The following is a 21,889-nucleotide window of genomic DNA, read 5'->3' on the forward strand; positions in this document are numbered from 1 at the left end:
GCGTTCAGGCCCTGTCCTTGTCGGCGGCGGGGGCCGCGGCGGGGGCAGCCGCCGGAGCGGCGGCGGGCGGCGTCACGTCGCGCGCCACTTCGGAGGCATCGGCCTCCAGTTCGGCCTTGCCATCGTTGACGCCCTTCTTGAAGGCGGTGATGCCTTTGCCCACCTCGCCCATGAGCGAGGAAACCTTGCCGCGCCCGAACAGCACAAGCACGACGATGGCGATCAGGATAAGGCCCATCGGCCCGATATTGTTGAACATGGTCCGCTCCATTCCAAGGGCCGATCCCGGCCCGACCCGTGTCTGAGGGTGATGAATAGGGCCAGCCGCGGGCGGCATCAAAGGGGAAAGGGGGTTTTCGTGACGCTCTACTGACAGTATTTTGTCAGTTGCCCCTTGGACCTTTCCCGATGAAACGCGACGACCGCATCTATGACCTGATCCAGATCCTGCGTGACGGGCGGCTGCATACGGCGGCGGAACTGGCGCGGGCGGTGGGGGTATCGACCCGAACCATCTGGCGCGACATGGAGATGATGGCGCGCACCGGCCTGCCGGTAGAGGGGGAGCGGGGGCTGGGATACATCCTGCGGTCGCCCCTGATGCTGCCCCCCACCCTGATGAGCCATGACGAGATGGAGGCGCTGGTGGAAGGGCTGCGCCATGTGGCGGAGGATGACGCCAATCCGCGGGCGCGGGCGGCGCGGAACCTGCTGACGAAGGTGGCGACGCTGATGCCCCAGGCGGGGATCGAGCCGGAGGGGTGAGGGCTGCTGACAGGGTGTTGTCAGTTGGACCCTGCCAGACAGGGCGCACCCTGATTTGTCGAAGGAGAGACATGATGCGCCCGATCCTGACCCTTGCCCTGGCCTTTGCCTTGGCCCCCAGCCTGGCCCCCGCCGATACGGCGCGCGGCGCGGCAGCGCCATGCGTCGAGGTGGTGACCTTTCGCCTTGTGCCCGGCACGGACCCTGCCGTTTTCATCACCGCCGCCCGCGCGACGGAGCAGCCCTTGCGGGGGCAGCCCGGTTTCCTGCGCCGCCGACTGGTGCTGGGGGCGGATGGGCAATGGACCGACTGGGTGGAATGGCGCGATGCGGCCTCGGCCCAGAGGGCGGCGGAGGCGATGATGGCAGAGCCCGCCTTCGGCCCGTTCATGGCGCTGATTGACGGGGCAAGCGTCGTGATGCGGCATGACGTGCTGAGCTTCGCGATGGATTGACCTGATCGCCCGGCCCCGCCACCCTGCCCCCATGCGCCGCACAGACCGCCTTTTCGACCTGATCCAGATCCTGCGCGACGGGCGGCTGCACACCGCCCGCGACATGGCGGAGCGGCTGGAGGTCTCCACCCGCACGCTGTGGCGGGACATGGCGACGCTGATCGCCAGCGGCCTGCCGGTGGAGGGGGAACGGGGCGTGGGCTATATTCTGCGCGAGCCGATCACCCTGCCGCCCCTGACCCTGACCGAGGATGAGACGGAGGCGCTGGCGCTGGCGCTGCGCCTGCTGTCGGAAGGGGCTGATCCGGGGATGGCGGGGGCGGCGGCGCGGCTGTCGGGCAAGATCATGGCCGCCCTGCCCGCCTCACGCGCCGGGCGTACCGATCCGCCGGTCTGGATCTTTCCGGGGGCGGAAGCGCTGGCTGCAGCCCGGCATCTGCCGGACCTGCGGCGCGCGATCCGCCTGGGGGCGGTGCTGGAAATCGCCTATGCCGATGGCGCAGGCCGCGAGACGGTGCGGGCGGTGCGGCCGCTCGTGCTGGAATTCTGGGGGCGGGTCTGGACGCTGGCCACATGGTGCGAGGCGCGCGGGGATTTCCGCAGTTTCCGGGTGGATCGGATCGTGGAGATGCGCGACACGGGCCGGGTGGTGCCGCCCGAGGCCGGGCGCGATCTGGCGGCCTGGCGGGAAAAGGCAGGGATCAGCGGCTGACGGGGAAGACGAAGCAACGGTCGCGCCGGATCATCAGCCAGAGCGCGGTGCCCGCCTTGGGCAGGAAGACGCCGGGGACGGAGGCGGTGAGGATCGACCCGTCATGGTCCATCCGGAATTCGACCAGCGACTCCCGGCCCAGATAGCGGGCGCGCTGCACCACGCCGCGGGCGGGGGTGCCATCGGCCACGGTGGGGTTCGGCCCGCGCCCGCCGCGATCGAAGTCGATCTTCAGATGCTGGGGACGGATGACGATCTCCACCTCGCCGCCATCGGCATGGCCGGGGGTGAGGAAGGCACCGAAGGGCGTGTCGGTCAGCGCCCCGCGCGAGGTGCCGCGGATCACGTTGATGTCGGAGAAGAACGCCGCCGCCGCCTTGTCGGCGGGGGCGTTATAGATGTTGTAGGGCGCGCCGCGCTGGACGATCCGCCCGCCGCGCATCAGCGCGATCTCGTCGGCCATGCGCATCGCCTCGTCGGGTTCGTGGGTCACCAGCAGGACGGCGGTGCCTTCTTCCTTGAGGAGGTCTAGGGTGGCGTCGCGGATACCGTCGCGCAGGCGGTTGTCGAGGCCGGAGAAGGGTTCATCCATCAGCATGACGCGCGGCCGGGGGGCAAGCGCGCGGGCAAGGGCCACGCGCTGCTGTTCGCCGCCCGAAAGCTGATGCGGGTGCTTGTCGCCATAGCCGGCGAGGTTGACCCGTTCCAGCAGTTCGCCCACGCGGGCCGCCTTGGCGGCCTTGTCGCCCGTCAGGCCGAAGGCCACGTTCTGCGCGACGCTGAGATGAGGGAACAGCGCGAAGTCCTGGAACATCAGTCCGACGGAGCGCGCCTCGGGCGGGAGGGAGAGCGTGGGGCCACAGACCTCTTGCCCGTCGATGCGGATCGTGCCCCGATCCGGGCGCTCCACCCCCGCGATCATGCGCAGCGTGGTGGATTTGCCGCAGCCTGAGGGGCCGAGGAGGCAGGTCACCTGCCCTGCCGCCACGGTGAGCGAGACGTCATCCACCACGGGCCGCCCGCCGAAGGCCCGGATCAGACCCGTCACTTCAAGACGGGGAGAGTCCGGTCGGGGGGGGTGATGGGGGGTCTGGGGGGTGGGCATGGGTTCCCAAGCAAATTGATCGGGATTGTCCCTAGCAGGCCGGGCGCGGCGGGGCAAGCGGCGCGGGCTGACCCATTCGTGATCGAAAGGGCGCGGTCTGCGCCCTATCTGGAACGGAGACAGAGAGGGAGGATATCCATGCGTCAAGTCCGGCTTGCCCTGCTGGCCCTGCTCCTTGCCCTGCCCGCGCGGGCGGAGGGGCCGGGGGCCGTGGCGCTGGCCGAAGGGATCGGCGCGGATGTGATCTTCCTGCGCCATGCGCTGGCCCCCGGAACGGGCGATCCGGCCGGGTTCCGGCTGGGCGACTGCGCATCGCAGCGGAACCTGTCGGACGAGGGGCGCAGTCAGGCGCGCGGCATCGGGGAGGCCTTGCGGGACAGCGGGCTGCGGATCGCCGGGGTGATGACCTCGCAATGGTGCCGGGCGCGGGACACGGCGGAGCTGCTCGACCTTGGCGCGGTGGTGGAGGAGCCGGGGCTGAATTCCTTCTTCGGCAACCCTGACGCCCGCCAGCCCACGCTGGACCTCTTGACCGAACGGCTTGCTACCCTGCCGGAGGGAGCAGAGGCAGGGCTGACGGTCATGGTGACGCATCAGGTGGTGATCACGGCCGTCACGGGGCAGACCGTCGCCTCGGGCGCGGCGGTGCTTTATGATATCGACACAGGAAAAGCGGAACCTTTGCCCCTGCCCTGACCCCGGTCTTCATCTTGGCGAGAAATACTCTCAGGGGGTGAGGCCGAAGGCCGAGGGGCGGAACGCCCCCTGCGCCGCCTGCCAAAGAGTGCTGTCAGGTCCAGTCCAGCACGACCTTGCCGGACAGGCCCGATTTCATCGCCATGAAGCCGTCGCGGAAATCATCCACCTTGAAGCGATGGGTAATCACCTTGCGGACATCGAGGCCGTTTTCCAGCATGGCGATCATCTTGTACCAGGTCTCGAATATCTCGCGGCCATAGACGCCCTTGATGGTGATGGCCTTGAAGACGATCCGGCTCCAGTCCACGGGGCTTTTGCCGGGGGGGATGCCCAGCATGGCGATGCGGCCGCCCATGACCATCGCCTCCACCATCTGGTCGAGCGCGGCCTGATTGCCGCTCATCTCCATCCCCACGTCGAAGCCTTCGGTCATCTTCAGCCGCGCCTTGACGTCGGCGAGATGTTCCTTCGTCACATCGACGGGGGTGACATCGGCCACCTGCGCGGCAAGCTCCAGCCGCGCGGGGTTGACGTCGGTGATGACGACATGGCGCGCGCCCACATGGCGGGCGACGGCGGCGGCCATGATGCCGATGGGGCCTGCGCCGGTGATCAGCACATCCTCGCCCACCAGATCGAAGGAGAGGGCGGTGTGGACGGCATTGCCGAGCGGGTCGAGGATCGCGCCGATTTCGTCATCTATCGCGTCCGGCAGGGGGACGACGTTGAAGGCGGGCAGGCGCAGGTATTGGGCGAAGGCGCCCTGTTCGTTGACGCCGATGCCGCGCGTGGCGGGGTCGAGGTGGAATTTCCCGGCGCGCGACTGGCGCGACTGGCGGCCGATCAAGTGGCCTTCGCCCGAGCAGCGCTGGCCGATGGTCAGGCCTTCGACATTGCGGCCGATCTCCACGATCTCGCCCGCGAATTCGTGGCCCGTCACGAGGGGGACGGGCACGGTGCGCGCGGCCCAGTCATCCCAGTTCCAGATATGGATGTCGGTGCCGCAGATGCCGGTCTTGCGGATGCGGATGAGCACGTCATCGGGGCCGATCTCGGGCACGGGGCGGGTTTCCATCCAGAGACCCGGCTCGGGGCGGGCCTTCACCAGCGCCTTCATTTCATTGGTCATGTCAGATCACCCCCACGGCGCGACCGGCGGCGGTGAAAGCCTCCAGCCCGAAATCCAGATCGTCTTGTGTCAGCCGCGCGTTCATCTGCGTGCGGATGCGCGCCTGTCCCTGCGGCACGACGGGGAAGAAGAACCCCGCCACATGGACCCCGCGCGTGGCGAGTTCCGCCGCCATGGCTTGGGCCAGTTTCGCCTCGCCCAGCATGACAGGCACGATGGGATGTTCGCCCGGCAGAAGGCGGAAGCCTGCGGCGGTGAGGCCGGCGCGCCAGTAGGATGCATTGGCGAAGAGTTGCGCGCGCAGGTCATCGGCGCCTTGGACGATGTCGAGCGCGGCGAGGGCCGCGCCCACCACGGCGGGCGGCAGGGCATTGGAGAAGAGGTAGGGCCGCGCACGCTGGCGGAGGAGGTCGATCACGGGCTGCGGACCCGCGATATAGCCGCCCAGCGCGCCGCCCAGCGCCTTGCCCAGCGTGCCGGTCAGGATATCCACCTGCACCCCGAAATGGGCGGGTGTCCCCTGCCCTTTCGGGCCCATGAAGCCCGTGGCGTGGCAATCGTCCACCATCACCAGCGCGCCGTGACGTTCTGCAAGCGCCGTGATTTCCGGCAGTTTCGCGAGGTAGCCATCCATGGAAAAGACGCCATCGGTGGCGATCAGGATGAAGCGCGCGCCGTCTTCGCGGGCCTTCACAAGCTGTGCCTCGAGATCGGCCATGTCGGAATTGGCATAGCGGTAGCGGCGCGCCTTGCAGAGGCGGATGCCGTCGATGATGCTGGCATGGTTCAGCGCGTCAGAGATGACGGCGTCCTCGGGGCCGAGGAGCGGTTCGAACAACCCGCCATTGGCATCGAAACAGGCCGCGAAGAGGATGCTGTCCTCGGTGCCGAGGAAGCGGGCGAGGCGGGTTTCCAAGGTGCGGTGGATATCCTGCGTGCCGCAGATGAAGCGGACGCTGGCCATGCCATAGCCGTGATCCTGCATCGCCGCCTCGGCCGCCGCGACAAGGCGCGGGTCATCGGCGAGGCCAAGATAGTTGTTGGCGCAGAGGTTCAGCATCCGCCGCCCGCCCATGTCCACCCGCGCGCCCTGCGGGCCGGTGATGAGGCGTTCGCGCTTCATCAGCCCGTCGCGGTCAATGCCCTGAAGCACCGTGGTCAGGTGGGAAAGAAAGGCCGTTTTGTCCGACATGGCGGATATCCTTCCGTTTTGGCGGATTTACCGCAGGGCGCGCCCCTATGTCAATATCACGGAATGATCTCCGCGAAAACGGAAACACCCTTCATCTTGGCCCAAATACTCACCTGCGCCGGTGCCACCCGCGCCACGCCGTCCGGTCAGGACCCCTGCACGATCAGGATCGCCCGCGCCTTGCCGCCTGCGCGAATGGCATGGGGGCGGTCGGCGGCGTAACGGGCGGTATCGCCGGGGCCAAGGTCTTCGGCATCCTCGCCGGACTGGACGGAGAGCGCGCCCTCCACCACCGTCAGATGTTCGCGGCAGCCCGGGGAGTGGGCGTCGGAGACCAGCGTCGCGCCGGGTTCGAAGGCGAGGTCATAGACCTCATGTTCCCCCACCGCCTCGGCGGGGGAGAGGATGCGGATGCGCACGCCGGGGCTGCGGGCGATGACAGGGGCGGCGCTGGCGCGGGTGATTTCGATCCCCGGCGCGGGGCGGCCTTCGAGAAGGCCCGCGAAATCCACCTGAAGCGCCTGCGTCAGGTTCCAGAGCGTGGCAACGGTGGGCGAGCTTTCGCCGCGTTCGATCTGGCTGACCATCGACCGCGAGACGCCGGAGAGTTTCGCCACCGCATCGAGCGAGAGGCCGCGCGCCTTGCGCGCCTCGCGCAGCGAAGCGGCCAGACGGTCATGGATGTCGGAACGCGGATTCATGCCGCAGACGATGGCGCGCAGCGGGGCTTGCGTCAACGTGGCTTTGGTGCGCGGGGGTCAGGTTCCGCAGAAGGTGACGTGAGGGCCGAAGCCCTGGGGGGCGGGCAGCATATAGGCCTCGGCCTCGTCATAGGGGTGGGTTATGGCTTCCATCAGGGCGTGGAAAGGGGCCATGTCGCCTGCAGTGGCGGCGGCGAGCGCCTCTTCGACCTTGTGGTTGCGCGGGATGACGGCGGGGTTGGCCGCACGGATGCGGGCGGCGGCATCGGGGGCAAGGCGCGCCTGCCAGCGGGGCAGCCAATCGTAAAGCTTTGTCGGATTGCCGAAAAGCGGCGCGAGGCTGGTGGCATCGCCGCCAACGGCATCGGCGAGACGCCGGAAGGTCAGGGTCCAGTCGGCCCCCTGCCCTTCCATCGCCGCGAGCAAGCCATCGGCCAGCGCGCCGTCGCCCTCCTCGGCCCCCGCAAGGCCCAGCTTGCCGCGCATCACCGCCACCCATTCGGCGCGGTAGCGCGCGGCGATGCCTTCGAGCGCGATATTGGCCTTGTCCACGGCGCGATCCTGATCGGGGTCGAAAAGGGGCAGCAGCGCCTCGGCCAGACGGGCAAGGTTCCAGCCGAGGATCAGGGGCTGATTTGCATAGGCGTAGCGACCGCCATGGTCGATCGAGGAAAAGACGGTGCCGGGGGCGTAACTTTCCATGAAGGCGCAGGGGCCGTAGTCGATGGTTTCGCCCGACAGGGCCATGTTGTCGGTATTCATCACCCCGTGGATGAAGCCCACACCCATCCATTGCGCGATGAGCCGGGCCTGACGGGCGATGACGGCGTCGAACAAAGCAAGATAGGGGTTTTCCGCCCCCGCAAGATCGGGGTCGTGGCGGGCGATGGTGTAATCGGCCAGCCGCCTGACCTGCGCATGGTCGCCGCGGGCGGCGAAGAACTGGAAGCTGCCCACGCGGATGTGGCTGGACGCGACGCGGGCGAGGACGGCACCCGGAAGCTGCGTTTCACGAAGGACCGGGGCGCCGGTCGCGACGACGGCCAGCGCTCGGGTGGTGGGGATGCCCAGCGCCGCCATCGCCTCGCCCATCAGGTATTCGCGGAGCATCGGGCCGACGGCGGCCTTGCCATCGCCGCCACGCGCGAAGGGGGTGCGGCCGGAGCCCTTGAGATGGATGTCGAAGCGGCGGCCATCCGGGGCGATCACCTCGCCCAGCAAGAGCGCGCGGCCATCGCCGAGCTGGGGGGAGAAACCGCCGAACTGGTGGCCCGCATAGGCCTGCGCCACGGGTTCCGCCCCGGCGGGCAGGCGGTTGCCGGAGAAGGTTTCGGCGGCAACGGGTTCCAGCGCATCGGGATCAAGGCCGAGCATCGCGGCAAGCCCACGGTTGAAGGCCAGAAGGCGCGGCGCAGGGGCGGGCGCAGGCTGCACCGCCAGATAGGTGCCGGGCAGATCGCGAACCCAGCTATTGTCGAAGGCGATGGTCATTCCGGCCCTTCCGTCGGGCACCCCGGCCCGGCCATGCGCCGGGTCTTTCCCGGCACTGCAAGGATATGGGCGCAGAGGCGACCGGGGGCAAGCGGCGGGATCAGCGGATCTCCATCCGCTTTACCTGCCAGATGGAGCGGGCATAGATCACCTCGGACTGATAATCCGCCTTCAGGTCATAGGGATAGACAACCCAGAGCGGCCCCTTGTCGCGCACGGAGAGCGGTTCGCCGTTCTGGGCGAAGGCGAGGATCGGCCCATCCGGCACCACGTCGCTGAGCGGGATTTCCACGGTGTAGTCATTCAGGGCAGAGGCCGCGATGACGCTGCCATCGGCGCCCACCTCTTCGATCAGCCGCGCGAGGGGGATGCCTTCGAAGACCTGAGGCCCTTCGGTCCAGATTGTGGTCGTCTCGATCCGGACGGCGCCCATCGCCTGAAGCATCGCGAGGTCGAAATGGGCGGCGTCGGTGCCGTTGGTTTCACCGATGCGGCCGGTGACGGTGAGCACGATGTCGCCTTCCGGCACGGGCAGAGGCCCTGCCTCCGCAGGAACGGCAAGGAAGAGGGCCCCGGCACAGAGCATTCCGCGAACAAGCTGCATCCGTCCCTCCTCCCAAGGTTGCAGATTACGCGACTGACATCCGTCGGCCAGCTATCCTTTGGAAGTAGATGCGGCGCAGGCCCGGCTGGAACGAGGCCTCGGGGTTGTCCCGTTTCGCCATGGCGCCTTTCCGGATCATGGCGGCGGATGGCCGGGCCGCGCGACGGGCCGGGCGGAGGGCGTGCTAGCAGGCCCTTCAGCAGAACCGTTCCACCAGAGGGCGCAGCGCCACCCGCGCACCCAGCCGGGCGGCGAGCAGGTAGATGCCGCCGATCTTGCGGTGCAGGAACATCGTGGCGGGCGGCGGGACATGGGCCAGATCGCGTTCCCCGGCCATGCCCAGCCCCATGTCGCGCAGGGTCTGCAAGAGGGGCGAGCGGCCGAAATCGAAGGGGGTGGTCTGGCGCAGGGGGACCATCGCCGCTTCGAACATCTGCTGGATCAGATCCTGATGGCGCGGAGCCGTGGCAGGATCGAAATAACCGATCTCCAGCAGGGCGGCGCGCGTGGCGGCGGGATCGTCGCCAAGCGCCACCCGCAAGAGCCGCCGGAACCTGCGCTGCAACGCGGGGTCGATGGGCATCACCGCGCCGAAATCGAGCAGCACGACCCGGCCCGACTGCGGATCGAAGCGGTAATTGGCCAGGTTCGGATCTGTCTGCATCAGGCCGAAGGTGAAGAGCTCGTTCAGGCAGAGGTCGATCAGATCGGCGGCCAGGCGGTCGCGCAGCGCTTGCGGGGCGGTGGCGAGGGCCTCCATCGGCTGGCTGTCGATATAGGTCATGGCAAGCACATTGGATGTGCTGAGGTCAGGGACGGGTTCGGGCAGGACATAGCGCCCCGAGTCGGCAAGTAGGCCGCGGAAGGCCTGAAGATTGCGGGCTTCGAGGGCATAATCGGCCTCGTGATGCAACTGACGCCGCGCCTCGGCCAAAAGCGGCGCGAGGTCGAGCCCGCGCGGCAGAAGGCCCGGCAGGCGCAGAAGGGCGGCGACATTGTCGAGATCGCTGTCAATGCTGGCCCGCACGCCGGGATATTGCACCTTGATCGCCAGCAGCCGCCCGTCAGGCGCGGTGGCGCGATGCACCTGCCCGATGGAGGCCGCCGCGAAGGGCCGCAGGTCGAAGCGCGGGAAGCGGCCATACCAGCCCTGCCCCCATTCGGCATTCAGCACGGTCTGTAACTGCTTGGGCGGCATGGGCGGCGCATCGGCGCGCAGGGCGGCCAGAAGCGCGGTCATCTCGTCGGGCAGGACAAGGCCGGGGTCCATCGACAGCATCTGCCCCAGTTTCATCGCCGCCCCGCGCATCCGGCCAAGGTCCTGCGCCACCCGCGCCGCGATGGCGGGGGTGAGGAAGGCCCCGGCGAGGCTGGGCCTCCGGCCGCGCGCCATCTGGCCCAGCCCGGCCGCCGCCGCGCTGCCCAGCACGCCTGTCGTCATGCCGCCCAGACGCAAGAGGCGGCCGAGACGGCCTTCGGGCACGGGGTGGAACGGGGGGCGCGTGCCGTCCGACATCACCAGTGCCGCGTGCCGGGGGCACCCTTGATCTGTCCGTCAAGATTGGGCGTGACCCAGCCGCCGTAGAAATCGCCCGGCTGCGGGGTGACGCGGGTTGTGCCGACCCAGGCCTCGTCCATCCGGCCAGCGTAGAAGGCGATGTATCCGGCCAGCGCGGCAAAGCGCGGCGTCGGGGCGGGATAGGACCAGGCCGCCTTGCGCAGGACGCGCGACCCCGAGACGATGTCGAAATAGCGCGCGGCCCCCTTCCATTCGCAGAAGCTGCTGTCGCGGGCGGGTTGCAGAGTGGCATGCACATCTTCGGGCGGGAAGTAGTAGGTCGGGGCGTGATGCGTTTCCAGCACGCGCAGGCCGCGCTGCGTTTCGGCGATGATGGCGCCGTCCAGCATCACGCGCAGGCGCTGCGGCACCGGCTGAAGGTCCGGCGGTCTGGGATAGGATTGCACATTCTCGCGCGGAAGATCGGTCATGGCGTCACCGGTTTGCGGGCAAGTCCGATGTAGAGGATCAGGGTCAAAGGCAAGGGCCCGAAGGTCAGGTCGAGGCGCCGGTTCACCCCGCGCGGGCCGAGGCCGGTGATCGGACCGGGCACGAGACCCGCCCCCGCCATGGCGCGGCGCAGTTCGGCCGGGCGGATGAAGAGGGCCGGATCATGCGTTCCCTTGGGCAGCAGGCGCAGCATGTCTTCGGCGATGATGATGGTGGCCAGACGCGCCAGCGGATTGCGGTTGATCGTGTCGAAGAGGAACAGGCCGCCCGGCTTGAGGACGCGCGCCACTTCGGCCAGCACCTTTGGCAGATCGGCGACATGTTCCAGAACATCGACGCAGACCACCGTATCGAAGGAGGCATCGGCATAGGGCAAGGCCTCACCCACCCCGGTGTCGTAGCGGATTGCCAGACCTTCAGAGGCGGCATGGGCACGAGCGGCGGCGATGGCGCCTTCTGCCGGGTCTATCCCCGTCACCTCGGCCCCGCGCCGGGCCATCGCCTCGGCCATGAATCCCCCGGCACAGCCAAGGTCGAGCACCGCCTTGCCGCGCCAGTCGATATGCCGGTCGAACCAGGCAAGGCGGCCGGGGACAAGGTTCTTGAGCGTGCGGACCCAGCGGATGTCATCCGACCACCATTGGGCAGCGACAGCGTCGTAGATGGTCAGGTCATTGCGCATCGGTCCTCCGGTCCGGGGCGTGCTGCCGGGAAGCGGTCAGGCGTGGCAGCATATAGGGCACGTCCTGCCGATAAGCCGCGAAGCGCGCGCCATAGCGGGCCGCGAAGCGGCGTTCCTTGAGGCGGGGCGCGGCCAGGCAATAAGCCGTGAGCGTGGCGGCGAGGATGAGCTGATCTGGGGTCCAGACCGGCACCGTCCAGAGCGTGAGCGCGAAGGCCGCATAGATCGGCTGGCGAATGATGCGGAACAGGCCTGCAACCGGCATGTCGGGAAAGACCGGGGCCCGCTGAGCCATCAGCGACATCCAACCCAGCGCGCCGGATTGCACCTCGGCCCCCGCATCGAAGCTGGCCTTCATCAGGAGAAGCCATGAGCCCGCATAGGCAAGGGTAACGACCCAGAGGACGGCCCCTTCGGCCTGCCACCAGATGATGCCGCTGGGTGTCCAGAAGGCGAAAAGGAAGAGAAGTTGCAGCGAGGCGATGGTCGCATAGGTGGTGGTGGAGAGCGTGCGGCCATACGGGCCGGGCAGGATGCGGGCAAGGAACCTGCCGCCCCGCCCGGTCAGAAGCATGGAATGCGCCAGAGGAAATTGCAGGAGGAGGCAGAGATTGGCCAAGCCCGCCCAGGGCCAGGGCAGGCGCCCAAGGCTTTGGCTCATGCCGAAAAACATCGCGAGGATCATCGCCAGCACGGCGGCGGCAAAGATCACATGGCACAAAAGGCCCATGGCCAGTGCCGTGGCGATGCGACCGCCCCCTGGCGGGGGATGCAGTGCGCAATGCACGAGGTTGACGAGCCGGGCGATGCGCGGATCAAGGGTCATGGGAAGGAGAGCCGTTTCAGGCCTTCCGCTCTGGTCGTTGCCGTGAAGGGATGCATGTCGCCTGCCTCTCTGCTCCGGCGGGAAAGCTGTGGCACGGCCCTGCTTAATCAACGGCCTGCGGTCAAATGTCCGTGCCGAAGAAAGTGCGGCGTTTCCGGGTGGGTGGTATGAATGCGGGTTGGTGCCGGGTGGCTGTGGCCACCAGAAGGAAACACCCTGCCCTACCTGCTGCATACTTGTATCCGAAGGTCGGGAGTGTACGGGATTCGGCGATCACCAGCCATCTCCGTGGCCGATCTGACCTTTGAATGGCAAGGTCCTGCAATGGTCCCCACGCGCGCAGGCCGCAGGCGTTCCCCCTCGCATGAGGGCCGGAGCCGCCCACCGAGTTCCACCGGTTCTCGGCCAGGGCAGAACCGCCATGCGGTCGACAAAGAACCAGACCACGCCGACCGCAGGCTTTGGGCCGGGATCAGGCGAACTCGCCTTCGGGCGCCAGCATCGGATCGGGCCGCGTCCGCTCCAGCCAGTCGCGGATTTCCGGCACGGAACTGCGGCTGATCGAATAGGTCTCGCCATTCCGGTCGGTGATCTGCGGCTGTCCGCGCTGGAAGGCGAGCGCGACCACCTCATCCTTGCGGATCCAGAGCGAACGGTGACAAAGCCAGCCGGTCTCTGCCGGGACAAGTGACACGGCATCGCGCAAAGAAGTGCGCACCAGGGCTGAGCCGACGTCGGTCACCACCTCGACATACTGGTTGGCCGCATGGATGCGGCGGATGCGGGCGCGCTTTTCGGGCGGGAGTTTCAGCAGCAAAGGCACCTGCACACTGACATTCGACCACCAGATGGGGACAAGTTCAGGAATATAGCCCAACCTTTCCCGCAAGGCGGGGGCAGAGGCGTGGATGGCGACCAATGTGGAGGGAACGGTGATGATCGCCTGCCGCAGGATGCGGACCCAGCTCCAGTCCGCCCCGGGAACAAGCAGGAGAGTGGCCGACTGAGAGACCAGCACCGCGACCAGCCACAGGCCGATGACCACCAGCACGACACTGAAACCCCGCCGCAGCGCGACCCACATCACATGGCCCAGCAGCGCCCACATGAACAGCCAGAAGGCCCCGACCTTGGCGGCGGTGAGAAGGTTGCTGACATATTCCGGAAGGCCGAGCGCGGTGAATTCGGGCTTGATCAGCCCGGCGAAGAGCATGGTCAGCGGCAGGCCATAGCCATAAAGCGTGACGGGATGGGTCATGTAGGCCCGCCCGGCCACCAAGAAATCCCCTCGCGACCGGAAGTTTGCCTGCACCATGCGGCGTGTTTCGGGCGGGCCGAGAAGCCAGTCGGCAAGGCGGTGGAACATGCGGGCACCACTTACTTGGACACAGATACAACCAGCGGGCTAGGCGATGCCCCGGCGCACATCCGGGTGCAGGCGTGCCACGAGCGGGAAAGTGACAGACAGGCTGGCTTCCCGCAATGACATTCGCACCAAAGATGATGACGCTCACAATTCGTGAATTATTTCATGAAGTTACAGGATTCCCCGCCGACGAGGGATAACCTTCATTTCATTGACAGCTTGGCCCTGCCGCACGTAAATGCCTCCCAACTGATAAAAGAACACCGACAGGCGTAACACGGGCCGATCTGCCAGAAGGCAACGGGCCGACGGCAATGAAGACACGCCCCTCAGACCGAAGGATTGATCCAGTCCTGCATCTGGCGATGCAGGCGCATAATGAGACACGACCTGCGCCCGATAGGCGCCTAAGGCGCCCAGCCCTTCGCGGCAACCCGCCCATCGTTGATGGCCCCCAGGGCCGCAGCCTCCCCGGATAACCAGTTCAACCTTGTACGAGTGACCCATGACGCTTCCGTTCACGCCGACCTTTCCCACCCTCCCCAACCTCATCGGCAACCTTGGCCCCCGGACCGTTTCCTTTGGCGAACGGCTTTCTGGCCCGATCACGATCGACAGCGACATCACGCTGCCGACAACCTTCACCTCGGCTTACTCTGCGTCAGGGTCGCTGAATGGCGTGACGCTGACGGTGTCAGGTGCGCAGTCGGGTGACACGATCAGAGCGGGCGGATCGCTCTGGACCTTCAGTCCCATGCCCGCTTCGCAGAATTTTTTCGTGATCCTTGGCGGGACGGTTACCGTGGCAACCTATGACCCGACCACGATGACCTACACCTTCAATTCAAGTACGACGGTCAACCATGTCGAAACCTTGCTGGAGTCGATGCGGCTTACGACAAGCAACTTCGACTCCGGCCGCACGATCACCTATGCGATTGACGGGACGACCGACCTGTCGGGGAGCGCGCAGGTCACCTTCGCCCAGCCGGATGCCACCAATCTGATCCAGGACATGGATGACCAAACCGTGCTGTTCGGCGCGACGGGGGTTCGCCTTGACAGCGCGATCACCCTGACGCCAGAGTTCAAGCAAGCCTACGCGAATGGCGGGCTGACGGACGTCGTCCTGACCCTAAGCGGATGGGCAGGCCAGATGCTCAAGCTTGGGTCGGCTGATCCGACAGTTGAGGTGATCCAAGATGCCGGGACTCTTTTCGACGTTTACGTAGACTCCGTCGCAGTCGCTTCGGGAAGTTACAGCACAGGAGAGCTGAGACTTCGCGCCACAGCGACGGCCGCCAATGTCGAAAAGATGCTGGAAGCCTTCACCACCGATCCGGGGATCAACGCGCAGACGCCGAGCCGGACCATTTCGGTGACCATCGCCTCGCCCGAGTTTCCGCAATACGGTGAGGTGACATTCACCGGGGCGGCGGTGGTTCTTTCGGACCTGCGCCAGACGCTGGATGTCAGCTATCTTGATGCCTCGGGCAGGGGCGTCTATTTCGACCCCGACGTGACCCTTGCCGGCGAAGGCCCGTGGAACAACGGCCAGCTTCAGGTGACGGGGCTTATTGCGGGTGACATTCTCTATGTCCGTCCGCGCGAGGGCGTAGTTAGCTTCGGTTTCAATCAGGAGACCGGTGCGGTCGTTGTGGTGCGAAACCAGAAGATGATCGACGTCGCCAATGTAACCGCCCGCACCGATACGGGACTGACCTTTACCTTCAACGCCAACACAACGCGGGCGGATATCGAGACGCTGATCGAGAACCTGTTCTTCACCACGGAAACCTCGGGCACGCGGAACATCCAGATCAGCGTGTCGGATCAAAGCGGGGCGAAGACCGCCGGGTCGATCGCACTGAATGTGGGTTATATCCCGACCCTGACCGACATGGTCGATACGCTGAACCTGACGGCGGCAGAGGCGACGACGGGGGCGCTGCTGGATGCCAATGTGACGTTCAAGGGCGATGCGAGCTTTGACGGTGGCAGCATCAACATCAGCGGTGCGGTGGACGGGGACAGCATCATACTGCGCCGGGGCGGAGAGTCGCCCATCACCCTTGAGGTCTCGGAAGAAGGAACGAGTATCCTGATCGGCGGCCGGGTGGTCGGGGACTTGTTCGACGACGAAGCCGGGCTTCAGATCGCCTTGAATCACAACACGATTGCCGCAGATATCGAGACGATCCTTGAAAATCTGGTGTTCCGCACGACCGGGACGGGTGCGACGCGGGAACTGACCATCCAGATCGCCGACCAGAATGGCGATTTTGACAAGCAAGTCGTCACGGTGAATCTGCTGCCTGCGGGATCAAAGGAGATGGCTTATCAGATCCTGTCGTTTGAGAATGACATCTGGGTTCCGGTCGACGGTGCCAGCGGCATCACGGATGATCTGGACCCGTCGGACTTGTTCGGCCAGGGGCAGATGCCGGATGAGTTCCTGGTGGACTATTCGGGCCTGCTGAATATCGGCGCGGGCGGCGTTGGGGAAAAGACGATCCTGACCTTCCACAATATCGACGATCTGATAACGCTGACCGTGGACGGGGTAACCTATGAGGTCCAAGGGCCGAAAGGGCGCCTGATCCTTGACCTGGCTCCGGGCCTGCACAAGATCACCATGTCGGTCTACTATGCGCCCTTTGGCGGGGACCTGGCCCTGCCGGGTGTGACCATCGGCGCGGCCGTTCCGCCGGTGGATGGTGTTTCCTGGCCCGACTATGCCCAGACGCCGATTTTTGACAATGTCCGGACAGCGCCGGAAACCCTGTACCGGGTGGAGGCGACGACGAACATCATCGACAACAACTTTTCGGTCCTCTCGACACGGACCGATGTGTTCTACGTGACGTCCCTGAACGACATCGAGGCGCAACTGGATGCGCTGCGTGCGCAGATCGACATCCCGTCCAACGCGACGGCGGTGCAGGATTACACCACGACCAGGGAAATACTGGGCGGCACCGGGGCGGACAGGCTGGTCGGGACCCCGGGGAACGATCTGCTGGATGGCGGGGCGGGCGATGACGTCCTGTTGGGCAGCCTTGGTGCCGATACGCTGGATGGTGGGGCGGGTGCGAATACGGCATTCTATGAGGGGTCGAATGCCGGGGTGACCGCCGATCTTGCCAAAGGCGTGGGACAGGGCGGCCATGCCGAAGGGGATGTGCTGAAGAACATCCAGTCCGTAATTGGCTCGGCCCATGGCGACCTGATCATCGGTTCCAGCGGGGACAATGTTCTGGCGGGCGGCTTTGGTCGTGACACGCTGAATGGCGGCGGCGGCGATGATGTCCTCGACGGCGGGTCGGGCAATGATGCGCTGAACGGCGGAACCGGAAGCGACTCTCTGTATGGCGGCTGGGGGAATGACCTGCTTGAAGGTGGCGAAGGCGACGACATGCTTTCGGGCGGCCACGGCGATGACAGCCTGTCCGGCGGCGCGGGCAACGATGTCCTGCGCGGCGGGCCGGGCGCAGATACGCTGGACGGCGGTGAAGGCGTCAACGGCGTGACCTATAGCCTTGCCAGCACGGGCATAAGCGTCAGCCTGACCACCGGCACCGGCACGGCGGGCGAGGCGATGGGAGATGTGCTGACCAATATCTCGGCCATCACGGGGTCGCGCCATGCCGACACGATAGAAGGATCGGCCGGGGCCGATACGCTTGATGGCGGGTCGGGCAATGATGTGATCGACGGGATGGCGGGCAATGACCAGCTCATCGGGTCCGCAGGAAATGACACGCTCTATGGCGGCGACGGCGACGATACGTTCATCAGCGGTCTGGGTGCGGACGTCTTCGATGGCGGCGCAGGCAACGATCACCTGACCTACAGCCGATCCACAAGCGGGGTGATTGTTATCCTCGAGCCCGCGATGGTTTCCGGCGGCCATGCCGAAGGGGACAAGATCAGCGGCATCGAAAGGATCACGGGTTCGGCCTTCGGGGATTTCCTGGGCGGTGGCAGCGGCAACGACACGTTGCTGGGCGGGGCCGGCAATGACACGATCGGTGGCCTGGGCGGAAATGACTCGCTTATCGGCGGCGCCGGCGACGACATCATAGGTGGCGGCGCGGGCAATGACGTGATCCGGGGGGGCGCCGGTGCCGACACGATCGACGGCGGCGAAGGCATCAACACGGTGTCGTATCAATACTCTGCCGAGCGCGTGATGGTCCATCTTGGCCAGGGGCAAGGCGTCTTCGGCGACGCGCAAGGAGATGTGCTGAGCAACGTGCAGCGACTCATCGGATCGTCGCATGGCGACTATCTGACCGGCAGTGCAAAGAACGACACGATCTCAGGTGGCGCGGGGAACGACAAGATCCAGGGACTGAACGGCAATGATGTCCTTACCGGAGGTGCGGGCGAAGACCATTTCATCTTCGTCGAGGATTTCGGAACGGACCGGATCACCGATCTGGCAAAGGGAGACAAGATCGGCATCGTTGACGATGAGGCGCTGTGGGGCGAAGCAGATATTGGCGATGTCGCAAGGCTGCTTGAGCTTTATGGTCATGAAGTCGGCAATCATGTCGAATTGCGCCTCGCGAGTTCTGACGTAGTGCGGATAGACAACATCACGCTTGAAGACCTGCTCCTGTCCAATACCATCTATGTGTATGACTGAGTGGGGGTCCGGGCGGACCGTCAAGATTAAGGGTGCCATGCGGGCCCGTAACGCGACATGATCTTGGTCGGCTTGTCCGATCATCCCGGGTCACGCCAGGTTCTGCCCGACCGAAAGAACCAGATGCCGTCGCTGTGTAGAAACAGCGGCGGCATCTTTTTCTGACAACCAGGACCAGCCTCATCGCCATGCATCAGGGCAGTGGCAATTCCAGCCGATGTCGCAAAGCTGCAATGCAGGCAAAGAGCATCTGCCGATCCTGCGGAGGAGCATCCACAGGGCAGAGACCAGCCGCAGGCAGGGCAAAGTGCAGCGCAGCAATGGCAAGAGATGGCGAGGAGGGTAGCAGACCCGCCGAATTCGGGCCGGAAAGTTCCACGAACTTCGAGAGCTTGGGCGTTCCATCAAGATGGTGGACTGAGGTCGCAAAGACGCGTTCTTGATGCAGCGAAGAGCCGCTCGTTCATCCGGGATGGCAAAGGAGGGAAAGCAAGGAATCTCCTGAGGTTCTAAGCGTGTTGCCCCCGGGGTGGGTGGCGGCAAAATGAGCGTCTGTTTCCACGCGGTCGGGCAGCCTTAGGTTTAGGCCTGACAGATGGCAGCAATCATCATTTTTGCAGGAACAGCAGCTCACCCACAGGAAAAGGCACCAAGCAGTTGCCCCGAAGGTGCAACCTTGCTCAATCAAATCATGTGCATATGGCGGACAGTGAGTACTCCACATGTTAATCCAGAGCGTACCTAGGACTGCCAAGATGGTTGCGTTATACTTATTATTATCAACAGTTTATTCTGTCTTTCGTCCACGCAGTTCTACGCTTGACCGAGGAAAGCCAGACCCGTATCGGTATACAATCGGTATACGATACAGGGCTCACAGATGCCACTGACCCACAAAGCGATTGAGGCTCTGGCGCGCCAGAGGGTCGAGAAACTGACACCAGACGGGACGCCGAACCTATACCTGCACACCCGCGCATCTGGTGCCGCAAACTGGCTGTGCCGCACCACGATTGCTGGCAAGCGGACACCATTCACGATAGGGCCATGGCCCGAGGTCAGCGCGAGCCAAGCGCGTGCTGTTGCGCCAGTCATCGTCCGCCTTGCGGATCAGGGTCACGGCGTACAATCTATCCGAAATGGCCTGAAACTTACTCTAGACCCAGATCGGTTGGCGGCAGTCGTGCGCGGAGAGAAGGTGGCCGGGGATAGGGCTACACCGATTTTCGAGGTAGTCGCGCGCGAGTGGTACGAGAACCACCTGAAGGGAGGACTTTCCGAAGGGCCCTATAAACGTCAGGTACTTCAGCAATTGGAGGACCACGTCTTTCCTAGGCTTGGACGTAGGCCGATTAACGAGGTTCGTCGCCGCGAGATCGTCGATGCCCTGCACGACCTATGGGTCAACCACAACCCTACCGCGTCCAAGGTGCGAGGCAATATCGCCCGAGTGTTTGACTACGCGATCGATCATGCGTTGCGCGAGGACAACCCTACCCCACCACCACGCTCAATGCCAAAGAAGCAGCACCTTGTCGTGCACTTTAGCGCCCTACCCTACGAACGCGCCCCAGAGTTCTGGCAGTGGCTCCACGATAGACCCCGCATGGGCATCCATACCCATGTCGGTATAGCGCTTGCGCTACTCCTGGGAAAGCGCACCAGCGAGATCAGAAAGATGACATGGGACCAGATTGACTTTGAACACGCCCTTTGGGTCACACCCGCTGAAAACATGAAGAAGCGGAAAGCGCACCGCCAACCCCTATCGCGACAAGCACAGGAAAAGCTGCAGATCCTCCGTGATCTCGGAAATCGGGAGGGCTTCGTCTTCGACAGCGGGCGTGGCAAGCCCATGTCGGAGAACGCCATGCTCTTTGCCGTGAAACGGTTTGGGGAGATTACTACACACGGGTTCCGCGCCACGTTGGGGTCATGGTGCGCGGAGACCGGCGTCAACAAGCAGGTATCGGACCTGATCAAGGCCCACCAACCGAAGTATCTTGATGCAGCGTATAACCGCGTTGATCTCCTGGAGGAGCGTCGAAAGGTCCTGCAAGACTGGGCGGATTACGTCACAGCCGCAGCGTAGGCCCTACCGGGTTATTCGTTATATGCTGCAAGCCATGCATTAGAATTATTGAGCAACGCATCGTGGACCAACCGTGCAGAGCCAAACGGACCAATCCAAGTGGCAGGCCGACAAAAAAAGCTTCGCGTTTCCTTGCAGCGTCCAAATTCTGGCGACCCATTAGCTTCGCGGGGAATGGCCCTCACGCGCGCTGGCACCCCAGAAGCTACTAGGTGACCCCAGAAATCTGCCGATTGAGGAGATGCGATGACGGGACCTGAACTGATCGAGAAGATGGGGCTGGATGACCTCGACTCGGCCGGGAGAGAAAGGTCAGACCCGGAATGGCTTGATCGATGGGATCGGGATTGGGTCAAAGTCAGGGAATGGTGCGTAAACCACCATCTTATGCACGACGACGTGGAGCCACTGCGCCGCGTGCACGACTTGCTGCGACGGCACGTGCCGTTCGAATGGGTTGAGAACGGGGCAGAACGCCAGCTTGCCGTCGTTCATCCCGATCGTGCGCCCGGCTATCTGAGAGGGGCCGCAGTTTTACTGCATGACGACGAGTTTGTGGCGATCATCGAGGGGGAGCCTCCCTCGGAGTCCGAGCAATGGCACGTCCTAAAAGCAGAGGTGACGAAGGAGTTGGCGGAGTTTCTGCGCTCAGCGGAGGTCACTGAGGGCGATCCGCGCCTGTCACTTCACGCGCATGCATCTACGGCCGCGGACTATCTAAAGCAGATGGAGTTAAGCGCTCACCTTTATGCCAACCAGCTCGATAACGAAGAGGACCGCGATTGGCTTCTCGAGTGTCTTGACGAATTTGCGTATGCAGCATTCTTGGCGGGTTACCACGCTCGCGCCGCACAGGTTAAGCTGCTTGAGCCGCACATTATCCGCGGGATGAAGGTCGTGCGGGCTGCTCAGGCCAGTGGTCAGCAGCTCAAGACCAAGCGGACTCCAACGACCACCGCGGTGCTCAAGGAAATCGAAAAACTTCGCAATGAAGGGAAGAATATCTCGGCAGCAACGCGGCTTGCGTACCAGCGAGGTTACGGAAGCTCTGCCGATGCCAATCGGAGGCTCTGGTACGATCATCGCCGAAAAAAGTTGTGAGGAGCCCCGCCAACCTCACAACTTCCCCCTGCTAGCGTTCCTCGCAGAGCCAATACTGACAGAGGAGCACCAACCATGGCCCAGAAGTACCTGCGCCGCCCCGCGGTCGAAGAGATGACCGGCCTGAGCCGCAGCACCATCTATCTGCTGATGAGCCGCGGTGATTTCCCGCGCCCGGTGAAGCTGACGACCAAAGCCGTCGCTTGGTCGGAGGCCGCTGTCACCGAGTGGCTCGCCTCCCGCGCCCCCGCGTAACGACGCAGCAATCTAGCATCATTGAAAAGTCGGCTCATCGGATAGGGCGAGGGTC

At 64.9% G+C, this 21,889-nt stretch carries 20 protein-coding genes; 8 read left to right on the forward strand and 12 right to left on the reverse strand.

What is annotated here, in order from left to right; all coding sequences use genetic code 11:
- Positions 1 to 4: 4 nt before the first annotated feature.
- Complete coding sequence (locus tag C0V75_RS09800; protein WP_101920680.1) at positions 5 to 259, reverse strand: twin-arginine translocase TatA/TatE family subunit; 255 nt, start codon at positions 257 to 259, stop codon at positions 5 to 7.
- A gap of 149 nt (positions 260 to 408) precedes the next feature.
- On the opposite strand from C0V75_RS09800, the gene C0V75_RS09805 reads away from it, so the two are divergent.
- The 3 genes from C0V75_RS09805 (at position 409) to C0V75_RS09815 (ending at position 1,932) form a co-directional block, all read left to right on the forward strand.
- Complete coding sequence (locus C0V75_RS09805) at positions 409 to 765, forward strand: YafY family protein (protein ID WP_101920681.1); 357 nt, start codon at positions 409 to 411, stop codon at positions 763 to 765.
- A gap of 71 nt (positions 766 to 836) precedes the next feature.
- Positions 837 to 1,220 carry a hypothetical protein gene (locus tag C0V75_RS09810; protein ID WP_101920682.1) on the forward strand — a complete coding sequence of 128 codons (384 nt, stop codon included), beginning with the start codon at positions 837 to 839 and terminating at the stop codon, positions 1,218 to 1,220.
- Between the two features lie 31 nt (positions 1,221 to 1,251).
- Positions 1,252 to 1,932 carry a YafY family protein gene (locus C0V75_RS09815; RefSeq protein WP_101920683.1) on the forward strand — a complete coding sequence of 227 codons (681 nt, stop codon included), beginning with the start codon at positions 1,252 to 1,254 and terminating at the stop codon, positions 1,930 to 1,932.
- Here C0V75_RS09815 and C0V75_RS09820 read toward each other — a convergent pair.
- Positions 1,922 to 3,037, reverse strand: a complete 1,116-nt coding sequence (locus C0V75_RS09820) for an ABC transporter ATP-binding protein (RefSeq protein ID WP_101920684.1) — start codon at positions 3,035 to 3,037, stop codon at positions 1,922 to 1,924. The two genes, C0V75_RS09815 and C0V75_RS09820, sit on opposite strands and share 11 nt — an antisense overlap.
- A 138-nt stretch (positions 3,038 to 3,175) precedes the next feature.
- On the opposite strand from C0V75_RS09820, the gene C0V75_RS09825 reads away from it, so the two are divergent.
- Positions 3,176 to 3,733, forward strand: coding sequence for a histidine phosphatase family protein (locus C0V75_RS09825; protein WP_101920685.1), 558 nt, complete (start codon positions 3,176 to 3,178; stop codon positions 3,731 to 3,733).
- Between the two features lie 94 nt (positions 3,734 to 3,827).
- Here C0V75_RS09825 and tdh read toward each other — a convergent pair whose 3' ends face one another.
- The 10 genes from tdh to C0V75_RS09875 form a co-directional block, all read right to left on the reverse strand.
- On the reverse strand, positions 3,828 to 4,853 hold the full coding sequence (tdh, locus tag C0V75_RS09830) for an L-threonine 3-dehydrogenase (RefSeq protein ID WP_101920801.1): 1,026 nt from the start codon (positions 4,851 to 4,853) through the stop codon (positions 3,828 to 3,830).
- A gap of 13 nt (positions 4,854 to 4,866) precedes the next feature.
- The gene (locus C0V75_RS09835) at positions 4,867 to 6,057 is read right to left on the reverse strand and encodes a glycine C-acetyltransferase (RefSeq protein ID WP_101920686.1); all 1,191 of its coding nucleotides are present in this window, start codon (positions 6,055 to 6,057) and stop codon (positions 4,867 to 4,869) included.
- A 146-nt stretch (positions 6,058 to 6,203) separates the two neighbouring features.
- Positions 6,204 to 6,758: a helix-turn-helix domain-containing protein gene (locus tag C0V75_RS09840; protein WP_101920802.1), complete on the reverse strand. Its 555-nt coding sequence runs from the start codon at positions 6,756 to 6,758 to the stop codon at positions 6,204 to 6,206.
- Positions 6,759 to 6,815: 57 nt separating this feature from the next.
- Positions 6,816 to 8,249 carry a YdiU family protein gene (locus C0V75_RS09845; RefSeq protein ID WP_101920687.1) on the reverse strand — a complete coding sequence of 478 codons (1,434 nt, stop codon included), beginning with the start codon at positions 8,247 to 8,249 and terminating at the stop codon, positions 6,816 to 6,818.
- 100 nt (positions 8,250 to 8,349) lie between these two features.
- On the reverse strand, positions 8,350 to 8,853 hold the full coding sequence (locus C0V75_RS09850; protein ID WP_101920688.1) for a molybdopterin-dependent oxidoreductase: 504 nt from the start codon (positions 8,851 to 8,853) through the stop codon (positions 8,350 to 8,352).
- A 196-nt stretch (positions 8,854 to 9,049) separates the two neighbouring features.
- Positions 9,050 to 10,369: an AarF/ABC1/UbiB kinase family protein gene (locus tag C0V75_RS09855; protein WP_101920689.1), complete on the reverse strand. Its 1,320-nt coding sequence runs from the start codon at positions 10,367 to 10,369 to the stop codon at positions 9,050 to 9,052.
- On the reverse strand, positions 10,369 to 10,842 hold the full coding sequence (locus C0V75_RS09860) for a DUF427 domain-containing protein (RefSeq protein WP_101920690.1): 474 nt from the start codon (positions 10,840 to 10,842) through the stop codon (positions 10,369 to 10,371). The genes C0V75_RS09855 and C0V75_RS09860 overlap by 1 nt, the downstream gene beginning before the upstream one ends.
- A complete protein-coding gene (ubiG, locus tag C0V75_RS09865; RefSeq protein ID WP_101920691.1) occupies positions 10,839 to 11,543 on the reverse strand; it encodes a bifunctional 2-polyprenyl-6-hydroxyphenol methylase/3-demethylubiquinol 3-O-methyltransferase UbiG in 705 nt (234 codons plus the stop codon). The genes C0V75_RS09860 and ubiG overlap by 4 nt, the downstream gene beginning before the upstream one ends.
- Positions 11,533 to 12,369, reverse strand: a complete 837-nt coding sequence (locus C0V75_RS09870; RefSeq protein ID WP_101920692.1) for an isoprenylcysteine carboxylmethyltransferase family protein — start codon at positions 12,367 to 12,369, stop codon at positions 11,533 to 11,535. Before C0V75_RS09870 ends, ubiG begins: the two co-directional genes overlap by 11 nt.
- A gap of 472 nt (positions 12,370 to 12,841) precedes the next feature.
- Positions 12,842 to 13,735 (reverse strand): LytTR family DNA-binding domain-containing protein, encoded by an 894-nt coding sequence (locus C0V75_RS09875; protein ID WP_101920693.1) that lies wholly within the window; start codon positions 13,733 to 13,735, stop codon positions 12,842 to 12,844.
- Positions 13,736 to 14,240: 505 nt separating this feature from the next.
- Here C0V75_RS09875 and C0V75_RS24065 point away from each other — a divergent pair.
- The 4 genes from C0V75_RS24065 to C0V75_RS09895 all read left to right on the forward strand — a co-directional run bounded on the left by C0V75_RS24065 (position 14,241) and on the right by C0V75_RS09895 (position 21,834).
- Positions 14,241 to 18,386 (forward strand): calcium-binding protein, encoded by a 4,146-nt coding sequence (locus C0V75_RS24065; RefSeq protein ID WP_101920694.1) that lies wholly within the window; start codon positions 14,241 to 14,243, stop codon positions 18,384 to 18,386.
- A gap of 880 nt (positions 18,387 to 19,266) precedes the next feature.
- Complete coding sequence (locus tag C0V75_RS09885; protein WP_101920695.1) at positions 19,267 to 20,478, forward strand: site-specific integrase; 1,212 nt, start codon at positions 19,267 to 19,269, stop codon at positions 20,476 to 20,478.
- A gap of 246 nt (positions 20,479 to 20,724) precedes the next feature.
- Positions 20,725 to 21,579 (forward strand): hypothetical protein, encoded by an 855-nt coding sequence (locus tag C0V75_RS09890; RefSeq protein WP_101920696.1) that lies wholly within the window; start codon positions 20,725 to 20,727, stop codon positions 21,577 to 21,579.
- Between the two features lie 75 nt (positions 21,580 to 21,654).
- On the forward strand, positions 21,655 to 21,834 hold the full coding sequence (locus C0V75_RS09895) for an AlpA family transcriptional regulator (RefSeq protein ID WP_101920697.1): 180 nt from the start codon (positions 21,655 to 21,657) through the stop codon (positions 21,832 to 21,834).
- Positions 21,835 to 21,889 lie beyond the last annotated feature (55 nt).

Origin of the sequence: Tabrizicola sp. TH137, assembly GCF_002855575.1 — a bacterium.
Lineage (GTDB): Bacteria > Pseudomonadota > Alphaproteobacteria > Rhodobacterales > Rhodobacteraceae > Paragemmobacter.